Source organism: Lutispora sp. (assembly GCF_041687175.1).
In the GTDB taxonomy this organism is placed as follows: domain Bacteria; phylum Bacillota; class Clostridia; order Lutisporales; family Lutisporaceae; genus Lutispora.
In genome coordinates this window covers 1-5,168 of the sequence record NZ_JAWLCK010000156.1, presented here as the reverse complement: position 1 = coordinate 5,168, position 5,168 = coordinate 1, and the positions used below count along the sequence as shown (strand labels likewise).

Below are 5,168 nucleotides of genomic sequence, written 5' to 3'. Positions count from 1 at the left end.
CTTGATTAACCAATCGTTTAAAAATTGGAGCGGAATGCAGGAATCCGGAGGCAGAAGAATAAAAAGGCATATTTATATAGATATGAACAGCATTAGATTTTGTACTGAAGAAATGCTTGAGAGATTTAGCAAAAATCCCAGTCTTAAAGAATATATGGATAATAAGAAAAAAGACAATGGGCAGTTAACAAATTTAGGTGTATTTAGGGCTTACTTAATTGAATATCTGAAAAACCATCCTAAGCTTAATAAAAAGATGACAATGATGGTTAGACAGCTTCAACCAACGGAAAAAGGTTTGCCAATAGAATTATATGTTTTTACAGATGGTACAGCTTGGGTTAATTATGAAATGATACAATGGGATATTTTTGAACATATATTTGCTGTTCTCCACGAATTCGATTTACGGGTTTACCAGAGTCCTTCAGGATATGATTTAGTGAATTTAAGGCAATAGCTAAAAGATAAAATTATTCATATCATGATTTAATCTATCATACATTAAGGTATTATATAACGAATTTTATCCTCCCTAAGCATAGGGAGGATTTCTTATGGCTGCCCTATCTATATCCAGAACCTTGGTGCTTTTATCCATATAGTAACAATGGTGGAATAATAAAGTTTCCACAAATAATAAAATATATGATATTATGTAAACATAAAAAATAAGCTATTGTTTGGGAACAATTTAATAGACTAAAACGTCGCTGGAAAGGATGAAGCAATTTATGAGGAAAATATGCAGCAAAGATAGCTTGGTTTTTGTGTTTATAATTATAGCAATTGCAATAATTGCAAACATTACATATGCTGATTCAGCCCTACAACCAAATAATGAAGCTGTTCTTAGTGAAGAAGATATCCCAAGTGATTGGGCTAAAGCAGATATCGAAGGAGCCAAAGAACTGAATTTAATTCCAGAAAGAATTCAGGGTCAATATGGTAAAAATATCACAAGAGAAGAATTTAGTGAGGCAGTTGTAAAGCTGTATGAAGCTTTAAGGGGAGAAGATTATATATTAGAAGCCCAAAGCCCCTTTACTGATACAACCAATCAGCAAGTAATAAAAGCAAACAGTCTGGGCATTGTAAAGGGCATAGGAGATGGTAAGTTTGCTCCTGATGCTTTCATAACCAGACAGGATATAAGCGTTATGATATATCGAGGGCTAAGGGCTGCAAGGCCTCAATATGATTATTCAAGCATAAGCAAACACATATTTGCAGATCACAATAAGATTTCACCTTGGGCTAGAGAAGCTGTGGCTTATCTATATGGTATCGAAGTAACAAACGGAGTTGGTGAAAATCTTTTTAATCCTTGGGGTTATACATCTAGAGAACAAGCAATATCTCTCATAAAGAGAACCTATGATAAAGCTATGACATCCAAGGATACTATAGTCGTGTCGAGAGAAGGGACAAGCAGAAGAGAGCTGGCTTTGAAATTAAAATTGGAGGAGCTTATAGCGCCGGAGATGGGCAAGCCTTATAAGTATGGTGCCACCGGACCTAATAGCTATGATTGCTCCGGTTTGGTTTATTCAATATACGGCAAGCTAGGCATATCACTACCTAGAACAGCAAGTGCTCAATCCAAGGTTGGAGTCTATGTACCAAAAGAAAATTTAGCATATGGAGATTTAGTATTTTTCGCAAGAGACGGCAAGAATGTGCACCACGTGGGAATATATGTAGGAAACGGTGAATTCGTACACTCGCCTCAAACAGGAGATGTTGTAAAGAGAACCACTCTTTTGTCGGGGTATTACCAAAGATGCTATTACACAGCCAAGAGGGTTTTCTGATAATTCCAGGAAAGTATAAGCTTCCATGGTATTAGCTTGACCTAACGAATTACATGAAATAATTTTTAAAACATGATGAAAGCTGCCATAGAATAAGTAAGCTATAATGTGAAGAAACTATGGTTTAGAACATATATGGAAAGGATGATCAATATGTCTCTAAACCATAGCATTTCTGTTTATAATGAAATAGGGAAGTTAAAATCAGTACTCCTTCATCGACCTGGTGAGGAGATTGAAAATATAGTTCCCGATTATCTTAGGAGACTTCTATTTGATGAAATTGCATTTTTAGAACAGGCAAGGAGAGAACATGACCAATTTGCCGATATACTGAGGAAAGAAGGAGCAGAGGTTCTTTATCTTACTGATCTAATGACAGATGTCCTTGAAGACTCAAAAGTAAGAGAAGAATTTGTGATGGAATTTATAAAAGAAGGGAAAGCCGCTACAGAAGGCCTAAAAGAAGCGTTGCTGGAATTCTTCAGTCACCTTTCGCCTAAGGAGCTGATTGTAAAATGCATAGCGGGAGTAAGGAAAGAGGAGTTAAATGATATCAAGCCAAAGTCTCTTGGTGATATGGTAAAAAACCCTTATCCATTTTACCTGGATCCTATTCCTAATCTATATTTCCAGAGAGATCCCTTTGCTTCAATAGGCCATGGAATTTCCTTGAATGTTATGTCTATTGAAACCCGTAACAGGGAAACAATATTCGCTAAGTACATATTCGATTATCATCCCAGATTTAGAAATGTGCCAAAATGGTATAACAGAGATAAAACATACTCAGTAGAGGGTGGAGATATTCTAGTTCTCTCTGAGAAAGTTGTGGCTATAGGCATAAGTGATAGAACCAGCCCTGTAGCAATTGAAAGATTATCACAGAACCTATTGAATTCTGGAGAGACCTTCGAAACCGTATTGGCCTTTGATATACCCAAGGCCAGAGCTTATATGCATCTGGATACGGTGTTTACAATGGTGGATTATGACCAGTTTACCATATATCCAGGTATAGAAGACCCTCTGGATGTATACAGCATCACCAGGGGAAAGAATAATGAGCTTAGTATAAAGCATGAACACGAAGACTTATCTACTGTTCTAAAAAAGCATTTAAAACTATCTTCCGTCAATCTTATAAGATGCGGAGACGGTGATCGGATAGCAGCAAGCCGAGAGCAGTGGAGTGACGGAAGCAATACTCTTGCCATATCTCCTGGTAAAGTTGTTTGTTATAACAGAAACCATGTGACAAACAAGGCATTAAGAAGAAACAATATAGAAGTACTAGAATTTGAATCCTATGAATTATCAAGGGGACGGGGAGGCCCCAGATGCATGAGCATGCCTTTGATGAGGGAGTAAGAATATAGAAAAACCCAGATACAAATATACAATAATGGTTAAACATGTGGCTTAATTCATTATTGTATATTTTTTGTGTAAATATTTTGAGTAACAAATAATAATATGAATATGTTTTGAGATAAAATGTATAAACTTTGTATGGAAATGAGAAGTATATTTGACAAAAATCCATTGAAAATTAATTTAAAAGATTATATACTATAATGGAAGTATTAAAGCATGTCCATGGTTGTTAGATAATTATCAAACATACTGTTCATATAACTGTTTAATCTGCATATATTTAGTATAAAAAATAATAATGATTTAAAAAAGTATATAGTTGGAATATAGAATATATACATATTTCCATTTCAGATTGAAAGGAAGCTTCTCCTAGGCAAGTTGGAGAGTATTCCTTCAAAATAAACTACAAGGAGGTTATTCTTTGAAAAACAGTGTAAAAAGATTATCTTATGTATTAGTGGCAGTATTGCTGCTCTCTGTAGCAGTAGGCGGTCCAAAGCTTGGTCCCTTTGGCGTAGACGTGGTGTCTGCAGCTACAGGACAAGCAACCCCGGCACCCACTCCTGCTGCACCTAAAGCACCAACTGCACCAAAAGCTCCAGTTTCCTATGAAACAGCATCAGAAATTAACAGATTGATTGCTTTTGGTTCATACGGCGGAGATGTTAAGCTTCTACAAGAAGTGCTTAACAATAATGGATACCAACTGACTGTTGATGGAATCTATGGAAAGAAGACGGAAGCTGCAGTCAAGGACTTCCAAAGTAAAAATGGTCTTAAAGCTGATGGTATAGTTGGTCCAAAGACAATTGCAAAGCTTAATATAGGCGTTGTTTCAGCAGCACCAGCGCCAGCAGCTGCTGATGGGAAAGTATCTGTAAAGCTTGGTAAAGTAGAATACGCAGCCCATGGAACAAAATGCTTTACAGTTGCTGCAGTAGCAATGGTAGATGATAAAATAGTTGACGCAGTACTTGATGATTATCAGGTAATGGATTCCAACGGCTATGTAGGAGTACCAAATTCAGAAGCTGATTTTGGAGCAAACTTTGCTGAAGGTAAAGTATTGGTGTCCAAGAGAGTAAATGCAGCAGCTTACAGCGCAAACATGGCCGCTAAAGCCGGTTCAACAGTACCTGTTGACAAATCTTTGGATGCAATACAGGCATATGTTACAGGCAAGACTGTGGAAGAGTTAGAAAAGACTCTTGCAGCTACACCAGCAGATAAGATGGTTGATGCAGTAAGCGGAGCTACTTTGGTAGATACATATGGATATGTTTCTGCAATTGTTGAGGCTGCTAAAGCTGCTAAGGAAACATCCAGGGTTGACGCAGATGAAGCAAAATCCATAGAGCTAGGAAAAGTTGAGTATGCAGCTCATGGAACCAAGTGCTTCACAATAGCGGTTACTGCTGTATCAGGAGATAAAATCCTCGGCGCAATACTTGATGATTACCAGGTATCAGATGCAAGCAGTTATGTAGGAGTACCAAATTCAGAAGCTGATTTTGGAGCAAACTTTGCAGAAGGTAAGGTATTGATGTCCAAGAGAGTAAATGCAGCAACCTATAGTGCAAACATGGCAGTTAAAGCCGGTTCAACAGTACCTGTTGATAAATCTTTGGATGCAATACAGGTATATGCAACAGGCAAGACAGTGGAAGAGTTAGAAAAGACTCTTGTAGCTACACCAGCAGATAAGATGGTTGATGCAGTAAGCGGAGCTACTTTGGTAGATACATATGGATATGTCTCTGCAATTGTTGAGGCTGCTAAAGCTGCAGCTCCTGTTAAAGCAGACGCAGTGAGCAGTGCATCAGTTGTAACTGATGAAGCATCCTTGTTGAAAGCAATGAGCAAAGACGGCACATGGATTGTAATTTTTGAAAATGACTTTACTACTGACAAAGAGCTTGTACTGGATGGAGAATTTATAAATAAAGAAAAACTAGATCGCAAAATAGCTCTTTA

The 5,168-nt window shown here is 37.3% G+C and carries 3 protein-coding genes and 1 pseudogene; all 4 read left to right on the top strand.

What is annotated here, in order from left to right; all coding sequences use genetic code 11:
* Positions 1-460 (top strand): annotated as a pseudogene (locus ACESM9_RS14205) (mechanosensitive ion channel family protein); the annotation flags it as partial.
* Between the two features lie 274 nt (positions 461-734).
* Positions 735-1,814, top strand: a complete 1,080-nt coding sequence (locus ACESM9_RS14200; RefSeq protein ID WP_373000093.1) for an NlpC/P60 family protein — start codon at positions 735-737, stop codon at positions 1,812-1,814.
* A gap of 153 nt (positions 1,815-1,967) precedes the next feature.
* Positions 1,968-3,185: an arginine deiminase gene (gene arcA, locus ACESM9_RS14195; RefSeq protein ID WP_373000090.1), complete on the top strand. Its 1,218-nt coding sequence runs from the start codon at positions 1,968-1,970 to the stop codon at positions 3,183-3,185.
* Positions 3,186-3,615: 430 nt separating this feature from the next.
* Positions 3,616-5,168 (top strand): peptidoglycan-binding domain-containing protein (locus tag ACESM9_RS14190; protein WP_373000087.1); only part of this gene is annotated, 1,553 nt, incomplete at its 3' end.

What these genes read in the sequence shown, in the direction of transcription:
- arcA (WP_373000090.1), top strand. Translation starts at nt 1,968, where the DNA reads ATGTCTCTAAACCATAGCATTTCTGTTTATAATGAAATAGGGAAGTTA.
- ACESM9_RS14200 (WP_373000093.1), top strand. Translation starts at nt 735, where the DNA reads ATGAGGAAAATATGCAGCAAAGATAGCTTGGTTTTTGTGTTTATAATT.